Here is a 25,643-nt window from a genome sequence, read left to right as displayed (position 1 = left end):
ATTAATCTGGGTCATAATCATTCATTCTGTCGTTTAATTCACGCTCTGCGATTTTCTTAATCGCCTCTTGTCTATAAGGCTCATAACTTGCACCGCTACCAATAGCGAGCCAGAAATTATCGTTATCGCACAACATTTCCGTGAGTTCGTGATAATGCGTTTGATCGCCTTGTTTTAAATCATTGTCGATTTCAGTAGCGACTTCATCTAAAGCGATTTCATAGCCTGCTTGCCAATCCACTTTACGTTGGTGAGCCGCATCAAGTTGAGCGTAGTGATCAGCGTAAGGTTTCATTGTTTACTCCAAGTGCGGTTAATTTCTGCTTGTTTTTGTGCGGTGTAATCCTGCAGTTCTTTTTCTGCTGCCAGTGTAAGATTAGGCGGTAAACATACACCGTTTTCATATATGCCCCCTTTCAGTTCACATCGGGTTTCTTGTTGGATTTGTTGGCTTAATTCGTTATCGTGCCAATCGGTGGGGTGGGCATTGGCGTGTAGGCTAATCCCACCCACAATCATGGCAATAATCAAGGCGGCGAGAAAATAGCAGATTCTGTTTAGCCATTTTTCACTGCCTTTCATAAAGTGCGTGAAGCTTTGTTTTTCTTGGCGTAATGGGGTTTTCGAGTGTTTCATTTGGGGCTCCTTGTTAGATATTAAGCATTTTTTCTTTTGCGATTTTGCAGCTGTCTTTTTTGATTTCAAAGCCATAGGACGGGCGGTTAAGCTCTCGTGCGGCGCGTAGCGTGGATGCACTGCCAGCAACTGGATCAATCACTACATCGCCCTCATCGGTAAAGATTTCGATGAGGCGTTTTAACACGGCAATGGGCTTTTGTGTCGGGTGCAGTTTAGGGATTTCCTTGCGGTTGTCCTTTTCCCATTCGAACCAGTTTTTAATCATTTTGCCGTTGTTGTTAAATTTCGGCAGTTTATCGCGGTATAAAATCAAGGCATATTCTGTTGCGCCGACGACTTTCATATTCGCTTTGAGCACCTGTGGTGATGATGATTTAATAAACACCAAAGGGATGTGATTTTTAAAGCCGTGCTGCTTGGCGTAATCAATCACCATTGAGATTTGCTGGAAAGCGCAGAACACAATCATACAAGGGGCTTTGCCGCGTTCTTTCGGTTCTTTGATGAGCATTTTTGAACAAAAATGCATAAATTCGGCAATGCGGAAATCTTTATCTGTATCAAAAAAACTACTATTGGCTTTGTCGCTTTCGCCGTTTTTGTTATCGCCGTTTACATACCATTCAGGGTTTGAAGCGTAAGCATTATTACCGAGATTGTAGGGAATGTCGGCGATGACTAGCTGCGCTTTTGGGATGTGGTAGCGTTTGTAGTTTTGGAAGTGATCGTTGAATAATTCGGTTTTCATTTTTGTTTCCTTTTTAGTCGATTTGTTGAATTTTGGGTGTAATAATCCGCCACACGATTTTTCAAAAGTGCGGTCGGATTTTTTGCTGTTTTATAGAATTTCTAATTGAAAACCCGTTTTTTTAGGATCGTAGGCGCGAAGATATTTTAATACGCGCCAGTTATTTCCTTGCTCGCATTCAAATTGCTCTGTAATGCGTGTCAATACGTTATGGGCGTGACGGAGAGTACTGCGATATTCGTAAGCTATGTCATAAACGGAAGCAGCGTAGTGCGAACCAATTTGTTTTAGTGCGGGGTGAAGCACTTGGCAAAGTTCCGTGCCACGCAATAAAGCAAACCACGCCCACGCCATTGTTTGCAATTCGTGTTCGGTAAATTCAAACGTAAATGTTGTCGGTTCCTGCGTGGCAATATTGGGGGATTGATTTTCTTCCATATCTTTCTCTTTTTTACGTTGATTTATGCCTTCTTTGAGTTTTACAAAGGCGGAAAAGGTGGGTTTAATTTCATCATTGAGTTGGTGATACTGTAATTTCTTTCGCCAAGCCATTTCAACACGTGAAATTAATTCGAGATTTTCAAGGGTGCAATTTCTTGAATTGCCGTCTTTGTAATCAATAATATGTCCACGCGGAATTTTTCTACCGGCTTTGCGCCAGAGATAATGCGATTTCCGTTCATAACGTTTAATGCTTGCTTTTATTAACCAACATTTTGCATTTTTACAATATCGCTCAAAGCCAATCGGTTTTAAATTTTCACCTTTCTCAAATCGACCGCTTCGTCCGGTTAGCCATTGTCTCTTCACGCGCAAAACCTTTAACGCGTGTGGATTAAATGGTTTATTGAAATAAACTTCCATTTTTTGAGCCAAGATTCTTTCATTTAACGTGCAATTCGCTTTAATGAACGCAAGTTCTTCTTTGCTGTAACGATTAGCATGCTTAAGGCTTGGAATATTGTGTTTCTTTTTTAATTTATAGAAAACATTACGATTTATTAATAAATCAAACTGTTGCTGAAACAATTTAATTAGATCAGATGGCTTTTTATCCCAATGTAAGCGAATAAACGCAATATGTTCATCGGTGAATTTAAATCGTTCCGCATTAGAGGTCATCGCCTTGCGCCTTAGATATTCTTAGAAAATCAGGGGATTCTCTTTCAATTTGACGATTTTCAAACAATGTCATTGCTTTAAGCGAAATCGCATTGCTTGCGATAATATTTGCCGCAATGCCTGATACGGCATTGGCGCGTTTAATTTCTCGATTAAGTTCTTCATCGGTTAAGTCTTCATCAAGCAGTTTTTCTAACTGGGAAAATAAATGATTGTTTAAGTCTGTGATTTTATTTTTCATTTTAAATACCCTTAAAAAACCGCCCTTTCGAGCGGTCAGTGGAGTAGTGCAATCAGTCTATGCTAATTTTGTCTAGAATATGGTGCCTTTCTTTATACTTGTAAGGCTCAAGCCCTTATTGTCTCTCACAACACTAAGGAATATACTTTAATCTCTCACAACACACTAAGGATTAAGTTATGGCAAACCTCATTATTACTTATGATTTAAGAAATCAACGCAACTACAAAACATTAATTGATGCAATTAAATCCTACGGAACTTATGCGAAGCTATTTGAATCGGTCTGGTATATTCGTTCAAGAACACATACGGCAGAGCAATGTCGGGATTATTTGCTTCAATTTATAGATAATGATGATCGTCTTGGCGTATTTGATTGCTCAAATAATGACTTTGCAACTATGAGAGCGTTAAATAAAGTTAGCAACCTATGGTCTAACTAACACGTAAACTTCACCAGTTTTATTATCAATTAGCTCTTCTTTTGTTTGGGCGTCACTAAATCGATTTATATAAGAAATTGCTTGGCATGCTCGCTCCTCTAAGCCAGGATGATAAGCACCGTTTTCAATCGCTTTCAAAATACAAGCGCGAATATGTTCTTTTTGAATTTCAGTTATGGTGTTGCTGGTAACACTGCCAGCCTCTGAATAGCGTTTTTCTTCCATTTTTAACCTCGTTTGTTTTATTGTTACCATTTCAAAACACACTTCATCTATCATTCGCAACGGTTTCACATGCCGTTGTGTCTCTGTACTAGCAAATGTGTTTTGAAATGTGATATTGCGTTTAGCTTTTCCCACCGACTGGCTTCGTTTCTCATTACCGCAATATCTCACACTCATTGGTGCAGGGCTTTTAATCTGCAACTGGCGATTTTCACAAATGGCATTTCACGAGTGTGTTTTTATCCAAATTGTCTAAAATTGTGATGATTATCACTTACTTAAGTGAATTTTTTGACTATACTAACAATTAACCTTGCAAGCCATGATTTTTCCTTAACCGGAATATAAATAGAATGATGGATTACGCCATCTACGGTTGCTTGGGACATTGCTTTGACTTTTTCTTTTGCTTCTTCAAAGGAGTGAGCATAAATTTCTGCAGCCCATTTGGAACCTTTAAAGTTATAAGAAATCGCATAGCGTTTCATTTCATCTTGCATAAGGAATTACCTATATGTATTTTCAAATATTTAAAGGTGTAAATAATCAGTGGTATTGGCGACTAAAAGCCGCTAATCACGAAATCATTGCCGTTAGTGAAGGTTATACAACCAAACAGAACTGCATAAATTGCATTCATCTTGTTATGGACACTAATCGCAATACACCAATTTATGAATCTTAGTAACCTAGCCCTGTTTATCGGGGCTTTTTTTTCATCACAATTTTTAAAGAGCGTTGAGATATTGGTTATGTGTATCTCGTTTTGATGTGGTTATTATGTACTTATGGTTCATTATAGTCAAGAACAAAAAGTACATGTTTTTAATAAAATGTACTTTTTGTTTATATTAGGTTGATTTCTAAAGAAATAAATTTTTTGAAATAGTGTTTGATTGCTTATTTTTTAATCGATTGAAAAGCAAAGTTTGTGTTTTGTGGTGTGTTTTTAAGATTTTTGCGATGCTGATCGCAAATTTTGGTAGCGATAGTTGGTTTAAATTGAGGTTGGTTTATTATGCCACTGCCGATAAGGAGGGCAATTATGAAAAAAGAGTTTAAAAAATGGCTAATCTCTCTGAATTGCGAAGGGATTAATAGCTTAGGGATTAATGAGATAGTGTCGCGCGTAGATGAAGAGTTGAGGATTGTGCGCGCTAATGAGCAGGAGAGGATTGTGCTGGAGGAGTTGATTGCAGCGTTTAATAAGTAATAAATAAACCGCCAGTTAGGCGGTTTATTGTGATTGATATGTCTCCGACATTGATGTCGGTAACATCGAATCAAGTAGCGTCAGTGCGTGGTTTAACGGTTAAATGGCTTTAGCGAAATTAATAATTTGTTTATCTTCATCCCAGCTAATGTGTTGTAATTTGAAGTGATCAAATGTTCGCTTAATTGTGTCGAGAATATTAGCTTTATGCGCTGTGTTTGGTGTATCAAGAGCAAATAAAATATTCTCTCTTTTAATAAATCCTTCTTGCTCTGCGCGATTAATTTTCGCTACCCAGCTGTCACAATGTTCAATCATGCTCGGGCTTTCAACCTGATCGAATGCAAGAGGTTTTACCGCTTTTAAAATATGTTTATCTTGTTGGTTTTTCAATGCCAAAGGAAGGGCAAATTTAGCAAAATCACCATTCACCATATATTGTTTGTATTGTGCAAGAACACTGTCGTTTTCTTGTCTAAACAAGGTTTTGTAATGTTTCAAAATCGCTTGTTCTTGGTTTTCTGGTTTTACTCCAGCATTTTGGATGAATTGCGTATATAGCTTGTTAAAATAACCTTGCGGATCATCCACCATTCCTACCGCTGCATTGCTATATTGAACAATACCTTCTTTCACATCAATGTAATGGTGAAAGAAGGTTGCCATATCCTGCGCACTTCCGTTAAATGGCTGACTAACGATATATTGTAATTCATCATTAATAGTCTCGCGGACAGTTTCAAACATTTTGCTTTTATAGAAAAAATCATTCACACGCTTGTTATTTTTAGGTACAAGTTGATAAGTGAGTTTTTTCTTTTCAGGCTCGCACATCAATAAGCCAACATTGACGAATTCGCCTGTTTCAAAATACGGACGATACCGCACGAAGCTGTATAAAATAGGTTGTTTCATTCTATGTTGTCCCAGTAATTTTCTTGTGTTATTCGGTTTAAAAGTGCTTTTATTCGGTTAATTTGTTGATCAATTTTATGAAATACCTCATCTTCCACAAACCAATCATCAGGAATGGATTGATAAATATCGTCAAAATTTTTGAGTATGTCAACGGCTTTGTCCATAAAAGTTTGTTTATCTACCCAGTCAAGTCGCCACTCTCTGTTCTTTTGTGAAAAGATATGTTCAGAAAAATCAGCTCTTTCGTCAAAGGCAAGATTATGATCTATCACTAAAATTTTTTGCTGTTGTTCGTCAAACAGCAGATTAATATTTCCTGTGCCGACTTGTGATGAGGTTCTGTCTGAATTTAAAATCCAACGATCAAACATGTAGAGCAATTTTTGTTCCGGCTCCGATAAAAATGCAGGATTTTTGACTTGAACGGTTTTGGCAATTTTGGCATTTACCACAAATGATGATGCGAACGCTATTCCGTTAGGCAAGTCTTGCCGCCACTCTGAGGAAACGTATTGGGTTGATTCGTGACTTACTTCAACAAAATCAATACTTGGACAGGGGAGCCCTATTTCATGAGCCAGTTTTGAGCCTATGACTTCCGCTAATAACTGACCGATTGGCATCATAGACAATGTTTTTACGATAAACCAATTCCCTTTATCTGTTTGACAGATAAAGGGTCGGGTTACCCCCATTTCCATTCTTTCTCTAATAACTATGATTTTATCCATTCTCTTATCCAATAACACTTCCTCTGCCTTCACAATCCAAACCTATCTTGCAGCTCTGTGTTATAACGTTTCTACACGTTCCCTTGCCACACCAATAATGCGGATTTCTTGGTCGAGTGAGCTTAATGTTGGGAACATTGGATTAAGCGGAACAAGCTCAAAGTGCGGTATGCCTTCTGGTGTTCTTATACCAAGTTCTTTGTATTGTTTAAATGTCGCCTCGTTGTCGCCATTGATTGCCGCCACAAATTTTCCTGGCGTTGGCACAATATCAGGATCGATTAAAACCAGATCGCCCTCGTTGAATCGGGGGAGCATAGATTTCCCTTCAATTCGTAAATAAAAGGAGTTTTCAGAGGCTATGACTGTGCTTGGGATCATCTCGTAACCGTCAAACCCTTCAAGCGATTTAATATCTGTCCATAGTCCTGCTTGGATTGGGCTTAGCAAAGGGTAGGATATTTGCTTTTCGATTTTCTCAATAGAGGCATTCTTATCGCCATAAGTCAGCCATTCTTTTGTTACACCCAAAAAATCAGCTAATACATAAATATTTGCTTGAGTTGGCAATGTCTCCGCATTGAACCATTTACTCACGGCTTTTGGCGTAATTTTCAGTATATCTGCAATAACTTTTCCCCTGCCTTTTTCTGGCAAGTTCTTTCTTTTGCACGCAATGTCTAGCCGTGCAGCAAAGTCCTGTTTAATTTTTTCTTCAGTAATCATTTTTTCACCTTTGAACTAACGGTTCAATTATAAATAAAACTTGAAGTACTTTCAGTTCTGATTTAAGATGTACTTAAAGTTCATTTAAAGAGATTATATATGGGAAATTTAAAACATATTATTGACTCTTTGGGTGCAGCTAAAGTGGCAGATTTATGTGGGCTTTCTGTTCGAGCTGTTTACAAATGGCGCACATCAAATTCTCTACCAAGAACTGAATATACAGGTGAAACCAGATATTCCGAGATTCTATCTCAAGCCTTGGGCGGTTCTGTCTCTGCGGAAGAAATTCGACACTTTAGCAAACCTATTAAGTCAGGCTCTGCGATTATCGCATGACTGTAATTTACCAACACCAACAGAAAAGAAAACCATAAAAACAAGGCAAAAATTATGGCAATGAAGAAAGTCATTATGGAAATGATTGAGAAGATACCTGGCGGCAAAAGTGCGGTTGCAGGATTTTTAGGTTTTACTGAAAGCGAATTGAACAATCGTCTTTATCAAACAAAGGGTCAGCGATTCAAAAATGAAGAATTAATTGCGATTCAGCAAGAATATGGCTGCACGCAATTTATTGATGAACTATGCCGTTTGGCTGGTGGGCGTTTTGTACCTGATGTAGCAGAGAATGAATTAGACAAGGTTGAGCTTGCTAATTTACAACTGCACGAGCTTTCCGCACGAGGCTTGTTATTTGCTGCATTAGAAACAGCGTTAGAAGACGGCGAAATCACTTCGAAAGAAGAAGACAAAATACGTCAAGCATTGAGTAAACATTTGGCAGCGACGCAACATTCGATTGAATGTGCGATTGTGTTACACAAGAAATAAAAAAAGCCACGAGGAGATTTCGTGGCTAATTCATTAAGGAATATACAGATGAATCAATTATTAACGATTTCGAAAGAAAACACAAGCACTTTGACGATGAGTAGTCGTGAAATTGCGGAATTAATCAATAAAAACCACAGCGATCTGTGTCGTTCAATCGAAAGACTTATCGCAAAAGAGGTGATTTGGGGGTATCAGCCAATGGCTTACACCCATCCACAGAACGGTCAGACTTATTATGAGTACCATCTAACCAAACGAGATAGTTTAATTGTTGTTGCTCAGAATTGTCCTGAATTTACTGCGGCAATTGTCGATCGCTGGCAAGCGTTGGAAAATCAACAAAAACCAACCGCACTTATTCCGCAATCTTTTTCTGAGGCGTTGATGTTAGCCGCTCAGTTACAAGCAGAAAAAGAGCGTAATGCGCCTAAAGTCGCTTTTGTTGATCACTATGTGGAAGTAGGGACGAGTAAATCATTTCGTGAGACGGCGAAGATTTTAAAAATGCCTGAGCGTGCATTAGTCAATCGCTTGGTGGAAGATAAATATTTGTATCGTCAATCTGGCGTGCTTTTGCCTTATCAATCGGCACGCACCAAAGATCTTTTTACGGTTAAAACAGGTACCGCTGAACACGGTCACAATTACACACAGACACGTGTAACAAGCAAAGGCATTGAATTTATTGCGTCACGTTATGCTTCGGAGTTGATGTTATGAGTATGCGATTAATGGTTCAAGCAATGAATTGTAAGGTTGGTAATCCTGCTAGAAAACTTGTGCTTTTAAAACTGGCTGATAATGCCAATGATGATGGAATTTGTTTCCCAAGTTATCAATACATTGCCGATAAATGCGAGATGACCCGACGTAGTGCAATCAATCACATTGAATATTTAATCAAAATGGGATTAGTAAGCAAAAAAGAACGTAAAAATAAAGATGGTTCCATCTCAAATTTATACTTTTTACACCTTGAACAAGGTAGTGAAAATTTTGCACTGGGTAGTGAAAATATTTCACTAGGTAGTGAAAATTTTGCACTGGGTAGTGAAAATATTTCACTAGGTAGTGAAAATTTTGCACTAGGGGGTAGTGAAAATATTTCACCCATAACCAGTCACTCTTTAGAACCAGTCAATGAACCTAAAAAAACTACGCAAAAAAGCGAATCCGAAATGTTGCTTGAGCAGTTTGGCATAACAGGACAACTGGCGAAAGATTTTATCGCACACCGCAAAGCCAAAAAGGGCGTAATTAATCAAACGCAACTCAACCGTCTGCAAAAACAGGCGGACAAGGCTGGGATTTCGATTTGTGAAGCGGTGGAAATTTGCATTGAACGAAACTGGCAGGGATTTAACGCATCATGGGATTGGCGTGATGAGAAACTGCGAACATCCCAAGCGCAAAAAATGAGTTTTGAAGAAAAAAATGCGTTGCCGTGGAATCGTCCTGAAGACTGGGAGAATGTACTGTGAACCAATTAACTAATCAATCATTACATCAAGGTGTATCACCACAAGTGGAGAAATTTATTGATACGTTGTTCGACCAACTTTGCGCTAGTTGCCCTCAGTTGCTCAACCTCACTCTAGAGCGATTGCAGGTAGTAAAACGTCAGTGGATTTTAGGCTTTGCTGAAAATGGAATTACAAAAATAACACAAGTTAAACGAGGTATGGCGGAAATGCGTGCTAAGCCAAATGGGTATTTGCCAAGTGTAGGTGAATTTATTCAAGCATGCAAAGTTCTGGACTACCACGTATTGGGCTTACCGAATGAAGCGGAATTATACCAACGTTATAACACTTTCTTAGGCTATGCCCGATTCAATCGGGATGAATTTCAATATCGTTCAAAAATGGAATTTTGGTTGCTTAAAAATCTGTACGAAAAGTGCAAGAAAAAATCGGAAGAGGACACGTTGAAAACTATTCCGAAATTACTCACAGAAGCGGCGGAAAAAGTGCGGTCGAATTTTCCTTTTGAGGATATTCCGAAGATGATTCCAGCAAAGCCAAGTTTTTACGATAAAGCGAAGGCTGATAAAGCGCGAGATAGCTTGATGGCAATGATGAAAGGGAAAGGAGCATTGCAATGACAAGCTACAAATGCCCAAAGTGCGGTGCGGAATTAGAGGATTTTTATACGCCAGATTATTTTATATCGAGCAGCGAATGGGATGAGGATCGTTTTCGCTGTAACGGTCACTTAATTGAGCCGATACCGTTTCCGCAGGTAAGTCAATACAGCGCAGTAAATCGAACAAAATCTTGTGGTTATTTTGGGTTGGAAGATTTAGGCGTGGAGTACAAAGAATGAATATTGCGATGTTATTTAAGCGTTGGGAATGATGTTATGAGCCAATACAAACCTTTCTTTTTACGTGATCAACGCATTAAAAATAATTGCTTAGATTTAATCAAGGAATTGCCAACGGACGATAAAAAGCCGTTGGTCGTAAAAATCCAACCTATAACACGCTCACTTGAGCAGAACTCAAAACTTCACGCACTACTAAGCGATATTAGCAAACAGTGCGAATTTAACGGTAAAAAGCGAGACATCGACACTTGGAAGATGATTATGGTATCGGCTCACAAAATTGCAACAGGTGGACAGGCTGAAATGGTAATCGGGCTTGAGGGGGAAGTAATTAATCTACGAGAAAGCACTGCGCAAATGGGCGTAAAAAGACTAGCGAGCCTTATCGAATATATTCAATCATGGGGCGTGCAAAATGGCGTGAGATTTAACGATAGATGGAGATTTGAATGAAACGCTTAAACGATGATGAGATTTTGGAGTTAAAAATTGTACTTTTGATTGCGGCAGTTTGGGTAATGTTTAATATGGTGTTTGGCTAATGGCGAAAGAGTATAAATGCAAAGTCTGCGGCAAAGCGTTTGTAAAAACCTTTAGTTCGACACAGAAAGTTTGCTCGCCTGAATGTGCGATTAAATTAGCTCGAGATAATGTGCAAAAAGCGCAAGAACGAGCAGAAAAGAAAAGACAAAGGGAGCGTAAGGCTAAATTAAAAAGTCGTTCAGAATGGCTGAAAGAGGCGCAATCGGTCTTTAATAAATTTATCCGTCTGCGAGATAAAAATGAACCCTGTATCAGTTGCGGTCGGTATCATCAAGGGCAATACCACGCAGGGCATTATCGGAGTGTGGGGGCGTGTCCTGAATTAAGATTTTGTGAGCTCAACGTACATAAACAATGCGCCCCCTGTAATGACCATAAGAGCGGAAATATCATCGAATATCGAATAAATCTCGTCAATAAAATCGGTGCGGATAAGGTAGCTTGGTTAGAACGGCAAGACCACGAACCGAAAAAATACACCATTGAAGATTGCAAGGCGATTATTAAGTATTACAAGACAAAAATTAAAGAGCTAGAGGAATAAATGCGTAAATTTAGCGAATTATCAGAACTAACGATTGAACAAGAAGAATTTGTTGACCGTTATATGTATCAATGGGGTGCTTGGGTGCGCAGCGGTAGGCTTGATAAACCGCAATTAAATATTATTGCAAAACTAATGCAATCAGTCATTCCTGCAGAGCCAAATGAACCAATTTGCGATGATGAAACTGGGTTTATGATTAGTCAAACCATTGAAATGTTTTTTAAGAAAAATGACCAAATCTTACACTTTATTGTGTTTGCTTATTATGTAAACAAAAGAACAATCAATTTTATAGCAGAACACCTACACGGCAAATCCAAAGCTAAGGAAATGAGACCTTGTGCAGGTAAATCTAACGTAAGAGTGCCAAGTTTTAGGACAATCTATCGTGAAGTCGAAAAAGAGATACACTTTGCAAAAGCAATAATTCACGAACTGCTTATAACTTGCTTTATTATTCAGAGAACTAGCAGGGAACGTGCAACAAATATCAAAAAAATCAAAATTACATATTGACATATTTGGCAAAGTGTCATACTATTTAGATGTATGGTGGTCGCAGTATAAGTAGTGAACACCTAAATTGATTTTTACAGCCCTGATCGGAAACGGTCGGGGCTTTTTGTTTACAGTAATAGCTCCTTGCCTTGTTAGACTTTATTGCGCGAGAAATCGCACGGGGTAAGGCCATCTATCACAAGCTCACGTTAATACGTGGGCTTTTTTATTGCCTAAAAACAGGCGGGAGAAAATATATGCCAATTAAAGAGCCTGATGTGTGGGCGTTAATATGGTCTTGGTTGCAAACAAATCTTAGTTCTAGCTCAGCACAGAGTGCTTTTTGGGCGTTATTTATTTCTCTTTTAAGATTTGGGTTTATGCGTAAAAAGCCGACTATTCGTTATGTCTTAATTGATGCGGCTATGTGTGCCTCTATTGCGGGTGTTGCGGTGCCAATTTGTACACATTTATTTGGGCATACTGAATATTCTTCTTTTCTCGGTACGATGATTGGTTTTGTTGGTACGGAGAAAATTCGTGAGTTTTTATTTAAATTCATTAATCGGAGAATTGATAAAGATGACAATGATGATTTCCGAAGTGACATTCAATAAAATTTTTCCGCACGCAGTTAAAGGTGTTTATCAAGCTATTTCAGCACAGATAGAAAAAGCAGGTTGTGTAACTAAGATGCAGCAAGCGATGTTTTTGGCTCAATGTGGACATGAAAGTGGCGGATTTACAAGATTTAAAGAAAATTTAAATTATTCTTGGCTTGGGCTTTCTAAAACTTTCCGTAAATATTTCCCAGACCCTCTTATAGCGAAGAAATATGAGCGCAAACCTGAACTTATTGCCAATCGTGTTTATGCTAATCGTCTAGGTAATGGCGATGAGAAAAGTGGAGATGGTTGGAAGTATCGTGGTCGTGGACTGATTCAGATCACAGGTAAGGATAATTATGCCGCGTTTAGAAAATGGTTAGGTAGAGATATTGAGCCAGATGATGTGGCAGGGAATTTAGATTTATCTGTTAAAACTGCAGTGTGGTATTGGAAATGCTATGAGTTGGCTGAGCTTAATTCTGTGGAAAAAGTTACGCGAAGAATTAATGGTGGACTAAATGGCATTGATGAGCGTTGCAAGCTCTATCGAGCATTAATGGTAACGGATAATGACTAAGTACATTTACATGGCGTTAGCGGGTGTTGTCGTGGTTTTGATTGGTGCATTGCGTTACCAATCTAGCGTTATAGATGAGTTGGAAATAACGACAAAACAACAAGAAAATACTATCCAGCAACAAGAAGATGCTAACAAATCATTAAGTCTTGCGTTACAACAAGAGCGTTATGCCATTATTGAGCAACAAGAGCGTAATAATGAAATAGAAAGGATAGCAACAGAAAATGCTGAATCAGTTAAAACAATCATTAAGACTCAACCTTGTGCTCACACTCGTTTGCCTCAGTCTGTTCTTGACCGCTTGCACGAATAAAATCACGACTAAACCAGAATATATTTATCCGCCTCAAGCCTATACTGCACCTTGTGTCAAAACAGCATTTACTGGGGAAACATACGGCGATGTAGTCATACAGTTAGTTAAGGTAACCGCAGAGCGAGATAAGTGCGCAAGCCAAGTAGATCATCTTAATAAGTGGATTAACCAAACCAAGACCGCCAATTAAAGTGCGGTCTTTTTTTATTGGCATATACAGACACATACATTAGGACTGACCTTGACTATCTGATGATAGCTCGATGGTAGTCCTAAGCTATGTTTTATGGATAAAACAAAAATATATCGAGTGATTTTTATAAAGAATCGTGACGGCAAAAGGTACTCCTGAGGGGATACCCCTTTCCACGGGGTTTCGGGCTCGCGGTTTTCGACAGTTTTTTAGGTTTCTAGTCATCATCATCTTTTCCCTTTTTTGGGCATTTTAACGGTCTCGGCTATGGATAATTTATACGACTTAAAACTCAATATAAATCAGATCGCCGAACTGGTCGGAATGCATCGGCAAACCGTGTCACAAAGGCTTGCAGGACTAACGCCAGCTATTGGCAGTAATTCCAAATTAAAGCTCTATGCACTATCTGATTTAATCAAAATCGGGCTTGCCGAAAAAATGACGGCGGATGTTGATAGCTTGTCACCTGTTGAGAGACGAGCATTTTGGCAAGCGGAAAACGAAAGACTTAAATACGAGCGAGATACTGGCGAACTGGTACCATCCTTTGAAGTTGCTCAAGAGATGGGATTTTTGGCTAAAGCTGTTGTGCAATCACTTGATACATTGCCAGATATTTTAGAGCGTGATTGTGCGTTAACTCCAGCACAATTAACTCGTGTAATACAGGTGATTGATGACGTTAAATCGCAAATGTCATTACATATACAGGCTAGCGATAATAAATCAGAGGAGTAGTCATGTTTGCATCAGCTAAAGATATTAGGCGAGATATTGCAAATCTACTTAAACCGCCTCGCCGAATGAAAGTATCGGAAGCCGTAGCGGAATATATGCGAGTGCCAGTTGGTGGGGGTAACTCTGTTAAATGGGATAAAGATACTGCTGCATATATGTTAGATCCGATGGACTGCCTAAACTCTCGTGAGTATGACGCAGTTATTTTTGTTGGGCCAGCTCGTACTGGTAAAACAATCGGATTGATTGATGGCTGGATAACCTATGCGATTATTTGCGATCCGTCTGATTTCCTCTTGGTACAACTTACACAAGAGAAAGCCAGTGAGCATAGTCGTAAACGTTTAGACCGCACTTTTAGATGCTCGCCTGAGATTGCAAAAAGATTAAGCCCGCGTAAAAACGATAACAATGTCCACGATAAATATTTTAGGGCAGGTAATCTATTAAAAATTGGCTGGCCGTCAATCAACGTATTGTCATCATCAGATTATAAATACGTTGCATTAACCGATTACGACCGCTGGCCCGATGATGTGGACGGTGAGGGCGACGGATTTAGTTTAGCGTCCAAACGTACGACTACATTTATGAGTGCGGGTATGACACTTGTAGAGAGTTCGCCAGGCAAGGATATTGTTGATATAAAACATCATCCAAAAACTACTCACGAGGCCCCGCCAACAACTGGGATTTTATCTTTATATAACCGTGGTGATAGACGCAGATTCTATTGGCAATGTCCACATTGCAAAGAGTGGTTTGAGCCATCAATGGCAAATATGGTGGGTTATCGTAATGATACTGACTATGTTAAGGCAAGCGAAAACGCTCGATTGCAATGCCCTCATTGCCAATCTCTCGTAGCTCCTGACAAGAAACGCGCATTAAACATCGGTGGCAAGTGGTTAAAAGAGGGGCAAACGATAGATAAAGATGGTGTGATACATGGCGGGGGCAGAAACTCCCGTATTGCGTCATTTTGGCTAGAAGGCCCTGCCGCCGCTTATCAAACATGGGCGCAATTAACTTATAAATTACTCACTGCTGAACATGAATTTGAAATGACTGGCAGTGAAGAAACGCTAAAGGCAGTAACAAATACAGACTGGGGATTGCCTTATTTGCCACGCTCCGCACTTGAGCAACGCCGAAGTGATGAATTAATGGAGCGGCGAGAAGATACAGAAAAAAGAACGGTACCTTATGGGTGCCGTTTTTTATTGGCTGCAGTTGATGTACAGGGTGGGCGGAATCGCCGTTTTGTCGTCCAAATTGTGGGCTATGGTGAAAATAGCGAACGGTGGCTCATTGATAGATACAACATTAAATCATCAATGCGGAGCAATTCAGATGGGGAAAGTCTACCAATTGATCCGTCCGCCTACCCTGAGGATTGGGATTTACTCATCAGTGATGTGCTTAATAAGCAATATCGTATTGAGGGATTAGACGGCGGAGTCATGCCAATCCTTGCAATGGCGGTGGATAGTGGCGGTGAGGACGGTGTAACAGATAACGCCTATAAGTTTTGGCGTAGATGCAAACGAGATGGCATATCAAAACGAGTGTATCTCGTTAAAGGTGATAGTACCAAACGCCAAAAACTGATTTCTCGAACTTATCCTGATAACACCTCACGGTCAGATCGTCATGCTAAAGCACGAGGTGATGTGCCGCTATACCTACTCCAAACTGACCAACTCAAAGATCGCATTAGTAACGCACTGAGTCGAGAGACTGTTGGTGCCAATTACATTCATTTCCCATCATGGTTAGGCGAATGGTTTTTTGATGAGCTGACATACGAAGAGCGAGGACAAGACGGTAAATGGCGTAAACCAGGTAAGGGCAACAATGAGGCGTTTGACTTATTTTGCTATGCCCATGCGATCGCTATTTTGCGTGGTTATGAGCGTATTAAGTGGGGCGATGAGGACAATGTCCCATACTGGGCAAAACTACCTGGATTAAATCCTGATGTAATCCGAAAAGAGACAACTGCACTGGAAGAAGAAACTGAAAGTGCGGTAGAAATTGAACAAGTAAAACTGCAACCGAAACCCAAAACAAAAAGTAATTGGCTAAACGGTGGCGTAAGCAAGAAAAAAGGTGGGTGGCTGTGATTTACGATAAAGACGAGCTTGAGGAAAAAATCCGAACGCTTGATGAAAAGATCGAAAACGCCCAAAGCCAAGTTAGCTTTAATGGGCGATCGGTATCTTATCAAGTGTCCGAATGGACAAAACAACGTGACCGCTATCAACAAATGCTAAATGAGTTACTGGCGGAAACAAGACAGCGCGTAAAACGCCACAGAATCAAATATGCGAGATTTTAAACAATGGGAATATTAGATAAAGCGATTGCCGCAATCTCGCCTAAATGGGGCGCACAGCGAGCAAAAAGCCGATATGTGATGAATGCATACGAGGCAGCAATGCCAAGCCGTACACATAAGGCAAAACGCGAAAGCCAAGGCGCGAATGTATCTACCAAACAAAGTGCAGTCAGTTTGCGAGAACAAGCTCGAGCGTTAGACCAAAATCACGATATTGTGATCGGCATTTTGGACAAGATGGAAGAGCGCGTGATTGGCTCCAGAGGAATCCATATTGAACCACAACCGCTAAATTTAAGTTGTGATGTTGATGAGGATTTGGCAGAGCAAATCCGCAAAAAATGGGCGGAATGGTCTGTGCGGCCAGAAGTTACCGGGCAATTTACCCGCCCGGAACTTGAGCGGATGTTGTTGCGAACGTGGCTCCGTGATGGGGAAGTGTTTATCCAACTTGTGCGAGGCAGTGTAGCAGGTCTCAATCACAGCACCAAAATCGCATTTAGCCTTGAGGCATTAGAGCCTGATTTTGTGCCGATGAATACCCTTGATACGGCAAATGTAATTCAAGGTATAGAGATTAACGCTTGGCGCCGTCCTGTGTCTTACCGTGTTTACATGGACAATCCACAAGAAAACAATCGCACTTACGGGCGAGTTAAATCGGTGCCGGCAGAAAATATGTTGCACCTTGCGTTTAAAAAACGCTTGCACCAGTTGCGTGGCGTATCGATGTTGCACGGTGTAATTATCCGACTTGCTGACCTTAAAGATTATGAGGAAAGCGAGCGTGTGGCCGCACGAATTGCCGCCGCCTTTACGATGTACATCAAAAAAGGTGATGCCGCACTCTACGGAGATAATGAGGATTACAGTGCAGACAGTCCGGAGCGAGATTTTGAGATTGCTCCCGGTGCAATCATTGATGATTTAAAACCCGGTGAGGACATCGGGTTAATCAATTCTAATCGCCCAAATGTGAACCTAGAAACCTTTAGGAATGGACAATTAAGAGCAACAGCAGCGGGGACTCGCTCAAGTTACTCAAGCATTGCTCGTGACTATAACGGGACTTACTCAAGCCAGCGCCAAGAGTTGGTGGAGAGCTTTGAGGGTTACTCCGTTTTACAAGATACCTTTGTTGCGCACATCTCACGCCCGATATACAGAGAATGGCTAAAAATGGCGATTGTCAGCGGTGAAATTGATGTGCCAGTCGATATTGATCCTGCATCACTTTATAACGCTGTTTATAGTGGCCCAGTGATGCCGTGGATAGACCCGACAAAAGAGGCGCAAGCGTGGAAAGAGCGCATCAAAGGTGGATTAGCGACCGAAAGCCAAGCAGTACGAGCAAGCGGCAGCAACCCGGCAGAAGTTAAACGCAGACGTAGAGTTGAGGTTGAGGAAAACCGCAAATTTGGTCTCAAGTTTGACACTGATTTAACTAACACAGGTACGACAAATGACAAAACAAAAAATGATTCTGTCGCCGGTGGCGATGGCAACGAGCGCAACAAAGACGAATAACCAGTCTTGGTACTCAATCAAAGCCAAAGCCAACGATACGGCAGAGATCTCAATTTACGATGAGATCGGATTTTGGGGCGTATCTGCTGCGAGCTTTGCGCAGGATTTAAAAGACTGCGGAAACAACATTAAGCAGATTAACCTACACATCCACTCACCCGGTGGCGATGTATTTGATGGGATCGCTATCTACAACTTGCTAAAAAATCACCCGGCAAATGTGACAGTTTACATTGACGGCTTGGCGGCAAGTATGGCGAGCGTTATTGCGATGGCGGGCAATGAGGTAATCATGCCGGAAAATGCAATGATGATGATCCACAAGCCTTGGGGCATCCAAGGTGGCGATGCTGAGGATATGCGCAAATATGCCGACTTATTAGACAAGGTCGAAAATACGCTAATCCCAGCTTATGCAAGCAAAACAGGAAAAACACCTGAAGAATTAGCAGAAATGCTATCAGCAGAAACTTGGCTCAACGGAAAAGAATGTGTTGAACAAGGATTTGCAGACAAACTAGCCGAACCACTTGTGGCGATGGCGTCTATTAAATCAAGAAAATTAGAGGACTTTGAAAATATGCCAAAAGCAATGAAAGACATGTTGTTTAAGCCACAAGGCAACGCTGGCGCATCCGCACCACAAGCAACACCAACTCCTGCACAACCAGCACCAACTGAACCGGTAAATCAAGCGCCGACAGCTCCGGTAGATAACACCGCACAAGTGCAGGCTGAATTAAATAAACGTAACGCCGACATTAAAGCGGTATTTGCACCGTTTGGTAATACGCACAATGATTTGTTGGTGGAGTGTTTAGGTGATTTATCCATTACCGCAGATCAAGCCAAAGACAAATTATTAGCAAAACTTGGTGCAGGTACAACGCCAAGTGCAGCGCCTACCGCGTATGCTGGGAATGGTAATATAGTTGGTGATAGTGTTAAACAATCATTATTAGCACGTGCAGGTATCGACAAAGATAAAGTTGATGCAAAAGACAACGCCTACAACGCAATGACCTTGCGTGAGCTTGCCCGTGCGTCATTGGTTGATCGTGGTATTAGCGTGTCTGGCCATAACGCAATGAGCATGGTTGGCTTGGCGTTTACCCACTCAAGCTCCGACTTTGGTCAAATCTTAATTGATGTGGCGCACAAATCCTTGCTTAAAGGTTGGGAAACTGCGGTGGAAAACTTTGATCAGTTTACCTCACGCAGCACATTAACCGACTTCCGTGCGGCGAAACGTGTTGGCTTGGGTGACTTTGGTTACTTACCACAAGTCGGTGAGGGCGAAGAATACACCTACGGCACAATCGGTGATGAGGGTGCTAGTGTTGCATTAGCGACTTACGGGCAATTATTTAGTATTACCCGTCAAGCAATCATCAATGACGATATGCACTTATTGACAAAAATCCCTGAAAAAATGGGACAAGCTGCACGTGCAACCATCGCTAAATTAGTGTTTGCGTTATTAACTGGTAACGCAATTGCACAAGATGGCAAAGCATTATTTGACGCATCACACAAAAACACTTTAACCGGTGCCTCGTTAGACGTAACCAGCATTGATAAAGCAATTCAAATGATGAATGGATTTGTCAATACTCGTGGTGAACCATTAGCGATTGAGCCTGATTTTATGTTGTTACCAACCTCGCTTTACACCCGTGCTAAACAAGTTTTAGGTTCAGCAAGTGTGGAGGGGGCTGATATTAATTCTGGCATTATCAATCCAATCCGCGACATTGTGCCGACAGTTAAATCCGCACGTTTACAAGTTGCCGATCCAAAATCCTGGTACTTAATCAACAAAGAAGCGATTGAAGTTTCTTATCTTGACGGCATTGATACGCCATACATGGAGCAACAACAAGGTTTCACTGTTGATGGTGTATCTACCAAAGTACGCATTGATGCCGGTGTTAACGTGATTGACTACCGCGGTATTGTAAAAGTTACCAATAAGTAACTTAAATCGCCCTAAATAACGACCGCACTTTTAACCGAAGTGCGGTTTTTTATTATCAAAATTAAAGGATCATTAAATATGGCTAAAAACTATATGCAAGACGGAAACACCGTGCGTTTTACCGCTGCCGCTGCCGTGAAAAGCGGTGATGTAGTGATGTTAGAAAACCTTGTGGCGATTGCTATTTCTGATGTAGAAAAATCCGCCGTTGGTGTTGGTTTGACTACAGGTGTATTTACGGTCAAGGCAAAAGCGGCTGACGACATTAAACAAGGTGCGATCGTTTACTGGTCTGCGACTGAGGGTGCAACAACTACCGCAGGCACTAACAAACGCTTAGGTATTGCATGGCACGCAAGTGGTGCAACCGTGGACACTGTCGATGTCAAGATCAACGCTTAGTCCGTTTGATGACGCACTCGCACAGGCGGACAACGTCATATCAGATGTGATGATGTCCGTCTATGTTATCAACGGCAAAAAATACAAAGCGGTGCTTGATGAGACACCGAAAGAAATGGATCCGATGAATGGTGTTTACCGTACGTTGACAATGTTTAAATCCTCCGGTTACAAGCCTAAAAAAGGGGATAAAACAACCATTAATGGCGTTGATTATGTTGTTACTGGGTTTACGTTTAACAGCGGCACTATCATGCTCCAGTTAGAGGAGGATGCAAGTTACTGATGGCAATTAATGACGACATCGAAAAAGCGAAGAAAGCCTTATCCGACATTGATAAAAAAGCAGTACCTCAAGCCATGGCACGCACGATTAATAACATTGCTGCTAAAGTGATGGTTAGATCTGTGATTGAGACATCAAAAAAGGTTGATGTACCAAAGCGCCTAATTAAAGGTCGTGCGAAACTTGAGAGAGCTAAGCCAAGACGACTTAGTGCATTTATCCGTGTAAATCGTGGCAATCTCCCAGTTATCCGTTTAGTAACGGGCGGAGGGCGATTTGTGCGCCGTGGCGAAAATAAGGGGCAGTTAAAGATCGGGAATCGTCTTTACCCTCGAGCATTTGTCCAAAAACTTAAAAACGGACGAGTGCAAGTGTTACAACGGCAAGGCAAAGATCGCTACCCAATCGATGTAGTCAAAATCCCACTCAAAACCCCACTCACCGAATCATTTAATGCCGAAGTGAAACGGGCTTACGAAAAGGATATACCGCAGGAATTACGCACTCAGCTAATCCGACAAATCCAAATAGTGGTTAAAAAATGAAAATCCACTCCAAGATAAGACAGGCGGTCATTGACGCATTACGACCGCACCTCCCAAAAGTTAAAGAGTTTAGCAATGGCAAGCCGTCATTTACCGATATTGAGAGCCAAAGCCCCACTGTTGCAGTGTTTATTAGCGGAGTCTCCCCTACCGGTTATCTGGACGGCACAATGCAGGCAACGCTCCATGTCGCCTGCTTTATGAAGTCTGCTGCCCGTGAAGATGACTTGGATAAATTAACCCAAGAAATCTACGAATCGGGCATTGTTGAATCCTCTTTAACCACGCTAACAGAAAACATTGCATTTACGGCATTTGACTACGAACAAGACGACCAAATGGCGACTTGGATAGCGGCCGATTTGCAATACGCTATTACATACGAGGTAGATAATGGCTAAAAACACAACTCCTACAAAAGGCGCGGGAACGATGTTTTATCGTCTTAAAGACGATAAGGAATCAACCGTAATTGTAAACGGCACAATTAAAGCGGCTGACATTAAAAAGCCAGAAAACTGGGATCGCATTGCGAAAATCAAAGAACTGTCACCGGGCGAAGTTACCGCAGATAGCTATGAGGATAACTATTTAGACGATGCAAACGCCGATTGGAAATCCACAAGCCAAGGCGCAAAATCAGCCGGTGAAACTACATTAACGCTTGCTTGGTTACCTGGTGATACCGCCCAACAAGCATTGGTCAGCGACTTTAACACCGGCAAAAAGAAATATTATCTTGTTGTCTATCCTAACGGCGTACGTGATGTGTATTACGCTTGGGTGTCATCTTTAGGCAAAACCGTGCCACAAAACGAAGTGATGACCCGTACAGTTAAGCTAACTAACGTAGGTAAACCGTTATTGGCTGAGTATAACGAGGCTGGAGACTAGTTACTATGTTAAAAAAAGTTAAGTTTGAGTTACGCGATCAAGTGTTGGTGGTATCTGCAATCTCCGCGCTTGATTACCTTGATTATGTTGATTACCTAAACAGTCTAGATAAACCTGAACCGGTATCGGAAAACGACACCGAGCAGGAATTAAATAGCAAGCTCAACAAAATCACTCGTAACAATCTAATGGCGCACACTCGCTTGATTGCGATCTCGCTATCGTATGACAGCGATAAGTCTGTTGATGACTTACAAAAAGAGCTATTAACCACTTGGACTCAAGCGGATATTTTCCGCGTGCTTGAGGCGGTGCAGGATGTTTGCGAATTTCCGCAGGCAGATCCGTCAGAAAGCACACAGGAAGATGGTGAGCAAAAAAACGCCTAGAAACCGAACTTGACTTTGTCCTAAAGCTGGCGCACGAGTTTAAACGCGCCGATTACCGGCAAATGCTCCGCGAAATGTCTGTCGCGGAGTATTTTTGCTGGTGTAAATACTTTGGCAAACGTCCGTTTACACTTGAGTTATTAGATTACGGCTACGGCACGGTAGCAAGTGCGGTTTACAACGTTGCGGCATTAAAACAGGTTGTTACAGCGCAGGATTTTAGCGTTTTACATACAGCTAAACCAAACGCAGAAATGACAACGGAAGAAATGATGGATGCGTCTATTGCAAATGATGGAGTATTGAGAATTGGACCAGATCAGCAATTTAAAAATCAAACTCGAGGCAGAGACGGCAAAATTTACTGAAGAAATTAACAAAGCCCGCAACTCTCTCAATGGTTTGGGTAAAACTACGGGCGGAATTAACTTAACCAAATTGGCGATTGGTGGTTTAGCCGCTGCCGCATTAAGCGCTGCTGGTGCGCTTGCTGCTATGTACAGTTCAGCAATGGCAGGGATTGAGTTGTACGCCGAAACAGAACGCTACTTAGCTCGCACAGAGGCGCAATTAAAAGCGACCGGTGCGGCTGTTGGATTTACATCTGACGAGCTTAATGATTTTGCCGGATCGCTTGCCATGAACACCCTAGCAAGTGTAGATGGCGTAAGAAGTGCTATGTCAGTCATGATGACTTATCGTAGTGTGACTGGTGAGACATTTAAAACAGCCATTAAATTAGCGCAAGACTTGGCGGAAGTTTATAAAACTGATGTATCAAGCGAGGCACGCAATCTTGGGCGAGCTTTAGAGTCCCCTGCTGAGGCTGTATCTCTATTAAAACGCAAAGGCATTGAGCTTACAGAGACACAAAAAGACCTGATCCAATCCTTTGTAGAGAGCGGCGAAAAAGCAAAAGCACAAGAGATTATTTTGCATGAGCTACAAAAGCGTGTTGGTGGAGCCGGTGAGGCTGCTGCAAGCGATACTGTTGCTGGTGCGTTAGATACCTTGGGACAAGCAACCGATGAGCTAAAAGAGGCGTTTGCAACCTCTACTGGTATCACTGACTTATACAAAGCCTCAATAAATAAATTAGCTGAGGCGTTTTTATGGCTGACAAAAGTCATGAGAGGGGTTGATACAAAAACGCATGTAGATACCCTCGAAAAGCAAATTGATGTGTTGGAGAAATCCAAAAAAAGCCTCGAAGAAAAGGCTAAGTCCGGTATTTATGGTGATGGCATAAATGATGCGTTAGCACACACCACGAAAGAGTTGGAAAAAGCCCGTGAAAATCTAGCCAAATCAAGAAAAGAGCTAGATGCGCAAGAGGCAGAGTCGAGAAAACGCCAACAAGAGGCCAACGAGGCGAAAGAAAAGCACGAAAGATCTGAAAGAGAAACCGCCGGAGCGTCAACGCTCGGAAAGATCGAAGATAAGCTAAAAAGCAGATCCGAAAAATTAACAGCCCAATACGAAAAGGACAAAAAAGCCCTTGAAAATCTTGTGTTGAGCGAAGAAGAAATCCGCCGCAGAGGCTTTGATAATATTGACGCACTACGCCAATCCTCCTTAGATAAATTAACTCAAAGCTATAACAAAGAGTTGGCGGAGCTCCAAAAAAGCGAGGATAAAAAAAGTGCGGTCAAATCATCCTCTAAAACGAATGATTTAGCGCGCTTGGATATGGCGTATGCTGACGAATTGCAAAAAATCACATTAGCCCACCAAGAACGCATAGCGCTTATCGGTAAAATGGCAATCTCTGAAAGAGATGCAAAAGAGCGTGGCTTTGCCTCAGCTTTAGAATTGCGTAAACATTACCTTGAACTTGAAAATCAAGCCTATGAGGACGCAATCAATAAGCAAAAAGACAAAATGCGCCGTGATGAGTACGACAAAACGGAAAAAGTGCGGTCTTTTTTTAATGATGTCAGAGGGTCAGGAAATGATCCGTATGTACAAAACGATATTACTCGCGAGAATCAATTAACCAAAGCACAAGAGCTTTACGATCAACAATTATTGAGCGTACAGCAATTTGAGGAGGCTAAGGCATTAATTGAGGATACATACAGACAACGCAAAGAGGATTTAGATCGTCAGGCGGTATCATCTCAGTTGAGTATGGCATCATCTTTATTTGACGGCTTAGCCGGATTGGCTGAGGTTGCCGGAGGTAAACAATCCGGTGCTTACCGTACGCTATTTGCAATATCTAAATCATTTCAGATTGCGCAATCAATGCTCAACCTACATGCGGCAGTCATGAAAGCGATGAATGACCCTACCGCAGTTACGCCGGCGCAGAAATTTGCCAACATGGCGGCAGTGGCAGCGCAAGGTGCGGCAGTATTGCAACAAATAAAAAGCGTTACAATATCTGGCGCTCGGGCTAATGGTGGCCCGGTTGGTGGTGGTCGAGCTTATCTTGTTGGTGAGCGTGGGCCGGAAATCTTTGTGCCGGGCGCAACCGGTCAAATCACGAGTAACGAAAATCTAAATAAAGCCCTTGGTAGTGGTGGCGGTGTAAATAGCGTTGTGATTAATCAAACAAATAATTTTGATGGCAACGGTGCAGACAATGCGGAGTTAGCCCGCATGGTTGCTGCCGCAACCAAACAACAGGTTTATGAGGTAATCCGAAATGAATCGCGCCCGGGCGGAATGATGGGAGGTCGATAAGTGGCAAAAGAGCGTTTTAAGTGGAAAACCCTTTGGGGTTTATCAACAGAGACAGAACCAAAGGTTAAAGAAATTAAATTTGGTGATGGCTACTCGCAGAGAATACAAGACGGCTTAAATCACATTGTCTCTAAAGCTACCCTTACGGTGCGTCTAAACAAACGAGACAAAGCGGCTATTGATGAGCTTGAGAGTTTTTTACTGCGACACGGAGGCTATAAGTCGTTTGAGTGGCTACAGCCTGGTAAAAAAACTCCGATCTTGGTTGTCTGCCGTAAGTGGACAAGCACAGATAACGGAGTTTATGTTGATTATGATCTGCCGTTTGAGCAGGTGTTTAATTGACTACCATTGAATAGGATCTCTTATTGTGTAAAAATGACTTATCTTTAC

40 protein-coding genes are annotated in these 25,643 nt (G+C 41.4%); 30 read left to right on the top strand and 10 right to left on the bottom strand.

Annotated features, from left to right (window positions below; genetic code table 11):
* Window position 1: 1 nt before the first annotated feature.
* From DV356_RS09520 to DV356_RS09500, 5 genes are all read right to left on the bottom strand, one after another.
* On the bottom strand, window positions 2-295 hold the full coding sequence (locus tag DV356_RS09520; RefSeq protein WP_012054992.1) for a hypothetical protein: 294 nt from the start codon (window positions 293-295) through the stop codon (window positions 2-4).
* Window positions 292-636 carry a hypothetical protein gene (locus DV356_RS09515; RefSeq protein ID WP_005651091.1) on the bottom strand — a complete coding sequence of 115 codons (345 nt, stop codon included), beginning with the start codon at window positions 634-636 and terminating at the stop codon, window positions 292-294. The genes DV356_RS09520 and DV356_RS09515 overlap by 4 nt, the downstream gene beginning before the upstream one ends.
* 13 nt (window positions 637-649) lie before the next feature.
* A complete protein-coding gene (locus tag DV356_RS09510; RefSeq protein WP_005651093.1) occupies window positions 650-1,387 on the bottom strand; it encodes a DNA-methyltransferase in 738 nt (245 codons plus the stop codon).
* A gap of 90 nt (window positions 1,388-1,477) precedes the next feature.
* Complete coding sequence (locus DV356_RS09505; protein WP_012054990.1) at window positions 1,478-2,509, bottom strand: P22AR C-terminal domain-containing protein; 1,032 nt, start codon at window positions 2,507-2,509, stop codon at window positions 1,478-1,480.
* Window positions 2,499-2,750: a hypothetical protein gene (locus tag DV356_RS09500; RefSeq protein ID WP_005688811.1), complete on the bottom strand. Its 252-nt coding sequence runs from the start codon at window positions 2,748-2,750 to the stop codon at window positions 2,499-2,501. The genes DV356_RS09505 and DV356_RS09500 overlap by 11 nt, the downstream gene beginning before the upstream one ends.
* Window positions 2,751-2,929: 179 nt before the next feature.
* Here DV356_RS09500 and DV356_RS09495 point away from each other — a divergent pair, with 179 nt between their 5' ends.
* A complete protein-coding gene (locus DV356_RS09495; RefSeq protein WP_042602857.1) occupies window positions 2,930-3,196 on the top strand; it encodes a hypothetical protein in 267 nt (88 codons plus the stop codon).
* On the opposite strand, the gene DV356_RS09490 is transcribed toward DV356_RS09495, so the two are convergent.
* Both DV356_RS09490 and DV356_RS09485 read right to left on the bottom strand, forming a co-directional pair.
* The gene (locus DV356_RS09490) at window positions 3,182-3,556 is read right to left on the bottom strand and encodes a hypothetical protein (RefSeq protein ID WP_080317244.1); all 375 of its coding nucleotides are present in this window, start codon (window positions 3,554-3,556) and stop codon (window positions 3,182-3,184) included. The two genes, DV356_RS09495 and DV356_RS09490, sit on opposite strands and share 15 nt — an antisense overlap.
* Window positions 3,557-3,699: 143 nt before the next feature.
* Window positions 3,700-3,921: a hypothetical protein gene (locus tag DV356_RS09485; protein WP_042593369.1), complete on the bottom strand. Its 222-nt coding sequence runs from the start codon at window positions 3,919-3,921 to the stop codon at window positions 3,700-3,702.
* A 14-nt stretch (window positions 3,922-3,935) separates the two neighbouring features.
* Between DV356_RS09485 and DV356_RS09480 the strand changes: the two genes are divergently transcribed.
* Both DV356_RS09480 and DV356_RS09875 read left to right on the top strand, forming a co-directional pair.
* Window positions 3,936-4,106, top strand: a complete 171-nt coding sequence (locus DV356_RS09480) for a YegP family protein (RefSeq protein ID WP_065245533.1) — start codon at window positions 3,936-3,938, stop codon at window positions 4,104-4,106.
* A 360-nt stretch (window positions 4,107-4,466) separates the two neighbouring features.
* Window positions 4,467-4,634 carry a hypothetical protein gene (locus DV356_RS09875; protein ID WP_171964729.1) on the top strand — a complete coding sequence of 56 codons (168 nt, stop codon included), beginning with the start codon at window positions 4,467-4,469 and terminating at the stop codon, window positions 4,632-4,634.
* A gap of 99 nt (window positions 4,635-4,733) precedes the next feature.
* Here the strand turns inward: DV356_RS09875 and DV356_RS09475 are convergent, their stop codons facing one another.
* Genes DV356_RS09475 through DV356_RS09465 form a run of 3 tightly spaced genes read right to left on the bottom strand, consistent with a single transcriptional unit; the run spans window position 4,734 to window position 7,009 of the window.
* A complete protein-coding gene (locus DV356_RS09475; protein WP_042593368.1) occupies window positions 4,734-5,549 on the bottom strand; it encodes a DUF3037 domain-containing protein in 816 nt (271 codons plus the stop codon).
* On the bottom strand, window positions 5,546-6,283 hold the full coding sequence (locus DV356_RS09470) for a HipA family kinase (protein WP_042593374.1): 738 nt from the start codon (window positions 6,281-6,283) through the stop codon (window positions 5,546-5,548). Before DV356_RS09470 ends, DV356_RS09475 begins: the two co-directional genes overlap by 4 nt.
* 60 nt (window positions 6,284-6,343) lie before the next feature.
* Complete coding sequence (locus DV356_RS09465; protein WP_042593367.1) at window positions 6,344-7,009, bottom strand: S24 family peptidase; 666 nt, start codon at window positions 7,007-7,009, stop codon at window positions 6,344-6,346.
* 99 nt (window positions 7,010-7,108) lie between these two features.
* Between DV356_RS09465 and DV356_RS09460 the strand changes: the two genes are divergently transcribed.
* From DV356_RS09460 to DV356_RS09330, 27 genes are all read left to right on the top strand, one after another.
* Window positions 7,109-7,348, top strand: coding sequence for a helix-turn-helix domain-containing protein (locus DV356_RS09460; protein ID WP_005688828.1), 240 nt, complete (start codon window positions 7,109-7,111; stop codon window positions 7,346-7,348).
* Between the two features lie 54 nt (window positions 7,349-7,402).
* Window positions 7,403-7,843: a YmfL family putative regulatory protein gene (locus tag DV356_RS09455; RefSeq protein WP_042593366.1), complete on the top strand. Its 441-nt coding sequence runs from the start codon at window positions 7,403-7,405 to the stop codon at window positions 7,841-7,843.
* A 48-nt stretch (window positions 7,844-7,891) separates the two neighbouring features.
* On the top strand, window positions 7,892-8,566 hold the full coding sequence (locus DV356_RS09450) for a phage antirepressor KilAC domain-containing protein (protein WP_011272606.1): 675 nt from the start codon (window positions 7,892-7,894) through the stop codon (window positions 8,564-8,566).
* Window positions 8,563-9,327, top strand: coding sequence for a helix-turn-helix domain-containing protein (locus DV356_RS09445; RefSeq protein WP_118806879.1), 765 nt, complete (start codon window positions 8,563-8,565; stop codon window positions 9,325-9,327). The genes DV356_RS09450 and DV356_RS09445 overlap by 4 nt, the downstream gene beginning before the upstream one ends.
* Window positions 9,324-9,950: a replication protein P gene (locus DV356_RS09440; RefSeq protein WP_042602862.1), complete on the top strand. Its 627-nt coding sequence runs from the start codon at window positions 9,324-9,326 to the stop codon at window positions 9,948-9,950. The genes DV356_RS09445 and DV356_RS09440 overlap by 4 nt, the downstream gene beginning before the upstream one ends.
* A complete protein-coding gene (locus DV356_RS09435; RefSeq protein WP_042602972.1) occupies window positions 9,947-10,171 on the top strand; it encodes a hypothetical protein in 225 nt (74 codons plus the stop codon). The genes DV356_RS09440 and DV356_RS09435 overlap by 4 nt, the downstream gene beginning before the upstream one ends.
* 36 nt (window positions 10,172-10,207) lie before the next feature.
* Window positions 10,208-10,627 carry a recombination protein NinB gene (locus tag DV356_RS09430; RefSeq protein WP_042602974.1) on the top strand — a complete coding sequence of 140 codons (420 nt, stop codon included), beginning with the start codon at window positions 10,208-10,210 and terminating at the stop codon, window positions 10,625-10,627.
* A gap of 88 nt (window positions 10,628-10,715) precedes the next feature.
* The gene (locus DV356_RS09425; protein ID WP_042599558.1) at window positions 10,716-11,261 is read left to right on the top strand and encodes a recombination protein NinG; all 546 of its coding nucleotides are present in this window, start codon (window positions 10,716-10,718) and stop codon (window positions 11,259-11,261) included.
* Complete coding sequence (locus tag DV356_RS09420; protein ID WP_005651339.1) at window positions 11,262-11,780, top strand: antiterminator Q family protein; 519 nt, start codon at window positions 11,262-11,264, stop codon at window positions 11,778-11,780.
* Window positions 11,781-12,019: 239 nt separating this feature from the next.
* Entirely contained in the window at window positions 12,020-12,379 is a 360-nt protein-coding gene (locus tag DV356_RS09415) for a phage holin, lambda family (RefSeq protein ID WP_032826240.1), read from the top strand.
* On the top strand, window positions 12,345-12,947 hold the full coding sequence (locus DV356_RS09410) for a glycoside hydrolase family 19 protein (RefSeq protein ID WP_042602976.1): 603 nt from the start codon (window positions 12,345-12,347) through the stop codon (window positions 12,945-12,947). Before DV356_RS09415 ends, DV356_RS09410 begins: the two co-directional genes overlap by 35 nt.
* Window positions 12,940-13,263, top strand: a complete 324-nt coding sequence (locus tag DV356_RS09405) for a DUF2570 family protein (RefSeq protein WP_011272617.1) — start codon at window positions 12,940-12,942, stop codon at window positions 13,261-13,263. Before DV356_RS09410 ends, DV356_RS09405 begins: the two co-directional genes overlap by 8 nt.
* Window positions 13,175-13,456: an Rz1-like lysis system protein LysC gene (gene lysC / locus DV356_RS09400; RefSeq protein ID WP_042602979.1), complete on the top strand. Its 282-nt coding sequence runs from the start codon at window positions 13,175-13,177 to the stop codon at window positions 13,454-13,456. Before DV356_RS09405 ends, lysC begins: the two co-directional genes overlap by 89 nt.
* A gap of 270 nt (window positions 13,457-13,726) precedes the next feature.
* On the top strand, window positions 13,727-14,200 hold the full coding sequence (locus tag DV356_RS09395; protein WP_038440684.1) for a DUF1441 family protein: 474 nt from the start codon (window positions 13,727-13,729) through the stop codon (window positions 14,198-14,200).
* A gap of 2 nt (window positions 14,201-14,202) precedes the next feature.
* Window positions 14,203-16,326 (top strand): phage terminase large subunit family protein, encoded by a 2,124-nt coding sequence (locus tag DV356_RS09390; protein WP_042602981.1) that lies wholly within the window; start codon window positions 14,203-14,205, stop codon window positions 16,324-16,326.
* Window positions 16,323-16,541 (top strand): hypothetical protein, encoded by a 219-nt coding sequence (locus DV356_RS09385; protein WP_005633930.1) that lies wholly within the window; start codon window positions 16,323-16,325, stop codon window positions 16,539-16,541. Before DV356_RS09390 ends, DV356_RS09385 begins: the two co-directional genes overlap by 4 nt.
* A 3-nt stretch (window positions 16,542-16,544) precedes the next feature.
* Window positions 16,545-18,068, top strand: coding sequence for a phage portal protein (locus DV356_RS09380; RefSeq protein ID WP_005668565.1), 1,524 nt, complete (start codon window positions 16,545-16,547; stop codon window positions 18,066-18,068).
* Complete coding sequence (locus DV356_RS09375; protein WP_005651201.1) at window positions 18,004-20,046, top strand: ClpP-like prohead protease/major capsid protein fusion protein; 2,043 nt, start codon at window positions 18,004-18,006, stop codon at window positions 20,044-20,046. Before DV356_RS09380 ends, DV356_RS09375 begins: the two co-directional genes overlap by 65 nt.
* 78 nt (window positions 20,047-20,124) lie before the next feature.
* On the top strand, window positions 20,125-20,448 hold the full coding sequence (locus tag DV356_RS09370; protein WP_005651203.1) for a DUF2190 family protein: 324 nt from the start codon (window positions 20,125-20,127) through the stop codon (window positions 20,446-20,448).
* Window positions 20,429-20,734, top strand: a complete 306-nt coding sequence (locus DV356_RS09365; RefSeq protein ID WP_005668569.1) for a hypothetical protein — start codon at window positions 20,429-20,431, stop codon at window positions 20,732-20,734. Before DV356_RS09370 ends, DV356_RS09365 begins: the two co-directional genes overlap by 20 nt.
* Complete coding sequence (locus DV356_RS09360; RefSeq protein ID WP_005668571.1) at window positions 20,734-21,279, top strand: phage tail protein; 546 nt, start codon at window positions 20,734-20,736, stop codon at window positions 21,277-21,279. The genes DV356_RS09365 and DV356_RS09360 overlap by 1 nt, the downstream gene beginning before the upstream one ends.
* On the top strand, window positions 21,276-21,680 hold the full coding sequence (gene gpU / locus DV356_RS09355) for a phage tail terminator protein (protein ID WP_005668573.1): 405 nt from the start codon (window positions 21,276-21,278) through the stop codon (window positions 21,678-21,680). Before DV356_RS09360 ends, gpU begins: the two co-directional genes overlap by 4 nt.
* Window positions 21,673-22,173 carry a phage tail tube protein gene (locus DV356_RS09350; RefSeq protein WP_005668575.1) on the top strand — a complete coding sequence of 167 codons (501 nt, stop codon included), beginning with the start codon at window positions 21,673-21,675 and terminating at the stop codon, window positions 22,171-22,173. The genes gpU and DV356_RS09350 overlap by 8 nt, the downstream gene beginning before the upstream one ends.
* Window positions 22,174-22,178: 5 nt before the next feature.
* Entirely contained in the window at window positions 22,179-22,562 is a 384-nt protein-coding gene (locus DV356_RS09345; protein WP_005668576.1) for a phage minor tail protein G, read from the top strand.
* Between the two features lie 62 nt (window positions 22,563-22,624).
* Window positions 22,625-22,930 carry a phage tail assembly protein T gene (locus DV356_RS09340; protein WP_080317055.1) on the top strand — a complete coding sequence of 102 codons (306 nt, stop codon included), beginning with the start codon at window positions 22,625-22,627 and terminating at the stop codon, window positions 22,928-22,930.
* Window positions 22,872-25,250, top strand: a complete 2,379-nt coding sequence (locus DV356_RS09335) for a phage tail length tape measure family protein (RefSeq protein WP_005668580.1) — start codon at window positions 22,872-22,874, stop codon at window positions 25,248-25,250. The genes DV356_RS09340 and DV356_RS09335 overlap by 59 nt, the downstream gene beginning before the upstream one ends.
* Window positions 25,251-25,595 carry a phage tail protein gene (locus DV356_RS09330; protein ID WP_005668583.1) on the top strand — a complete coding sequence of 115 codons (345 nt, stop codon included), beginning with the start codon at window positions 25,251-25,253 and terminating at the stop codon, window positions 25,593-25,595.
* Window positions 25,596-25,643: the final 48 nt, after the last annotated feature.

The sequence above is a fragment of the Haemophilus influenzae genome, from assembly GCF_003494325.1.
Lineage (GTDB): Bacteria > Pseudomonadota > Gammaproteobacteria > Enterobacterales > Pasteurellaceae > Haemophilus > Haemophilus influenzae_I.
Note: the sequence above shows the minus strand (reverse complement) of the source record. Positions and strands in the feature narration are given on the sequence as shown.